Raw genomic sequence first — 1,034 nt, 5'->3', positions numbered from 1 at the left:
TTCGCGGCACCGGGCTCGGTTCACAGATTCTCTCCACCTTGCAATCACGGGCTCGCCAGTCCGGCAAACCCCTGACTATTCACGTGGAAACCAACAACCCGGCGCGGCGACTCTATCTTCGGCTGGGCTTTGAGGAGCAGGAAGACAAGGGCGTCTACCTGCTTATGCGCTGGCGAGCTGGCGATTGAACACCGCCTCGAAATGGTAGGTGCCATCGCTGGCGCCCAGCGGCCCCACCGGCACCAGAAACACGGACGCCTCACCCAGCGTCTCGCTGTGTATAACCACCGCGCCTTGCTCCAGTTGTAACCGGCCCGCGAACAGCAGGGAAAAGCACTCCCACCCCTCGGGAGACACCGGCACATTCACTTCCGCCAGCGTCAAACTATCGCCATTTTCCAGCGCGAAAGTCTGCCCTTCACAATCTTTCCATTGTTGTAATGTGATCATGCCACCTCCCCAAATGATGCCCGCAGTGTAGACGGCGCTGACGGCACCGTCACCCTTGGCTACAATACGCGCCCACCGAATGCGCAGGAACGGGTCTGAATGAAGTTACTCCCCGACAGCAACCTCTTTCCCAGCGGGCGAGAGCACTACAAGGACTGGGCCGGCCTCAATGCCGGCAGCATGGCCGCCGTACTGGCCGAGCTGGCCCGCAGCGAAGACCACCTGTTCGTGATCCTGGCGCCCAACAGCAGCCGCGCCCAGCAGCTCACCGACTCCCTGAGCTTCTATCTGGCCGGCAGCGACACGCCGGTGATGCTGTTCCCGGACTGGGAAACCCTACCCTACGACCTGTTCAGCCCCCACCAGGACATCATCAGCGACCGCATTCAGGTACTGCACCAGTTGCCCACCACCCACAAGGGCATTCTGGTGGTGCCGGTCAATACGCTAATGCAGCGCCTGGCGCCGCCGATCCACATCACCGGCAACAGCTTCCTGCTCAAGGTGGGCGATCGCTTCGACATGGAAGCCACCCGCAGCCGGCTGGTCGCCAGCGGCTATCGGCAGCGTGACAATGTGTACGA

At 61.8% G+C, this 1,034-nt stretch carries 2 protein-coding genes and 1 pseudogene; 2 read left to right on the top strand and 1 reads right to left on the bottom strand.

Translation table 11 applies throughout. From position 1 onward, the window contains the following. Nucleotides 1–188, top strand: a 188-nt coding sequence (locus A3754_RS26120; RefSeq protein ID WP_156496947.1) for a GNAT family N-acetyltransferase, incomplete at its 5' end; no start/stop codon positions are given. Here the strand turns inward: A3754_RS26120 and A3754_RS10505 are convergent. Then, nucleotides 163–450 carry a hypothetical protein gene (locus A3754_RS10505; protein ID WP_063519635.1) on the bottom strand — a complete coding sequence of 96 codons (288 nt, stop codon included), beginning with the start codon at nt 448–450 and terminating at the stop codon, nt 163–165. The two genes, A3754_RS26120 and A3754_RS10505, sit on opposite strands and share 26 nt — an antisense overlap. A 99-nt stretch (nt 451–549) precedes the next feature. Here A3754_RS10505 and A3754_RS10500 point away from each other — a divergent pair. After that, nucleotides 550–1,034, top strand: a pseudogene (locus A3754_RS10500) (transcription-repair coupling factor); the annotation flags it as partial.

It is taken from the genome of Alcanivorax sp. HI0083, from assembly GCF_001635175.1.
Note: the sequence above shows the minus strand (reverse complement) of the source record. Positions and strands in the feature narration are given on the sequence as shown.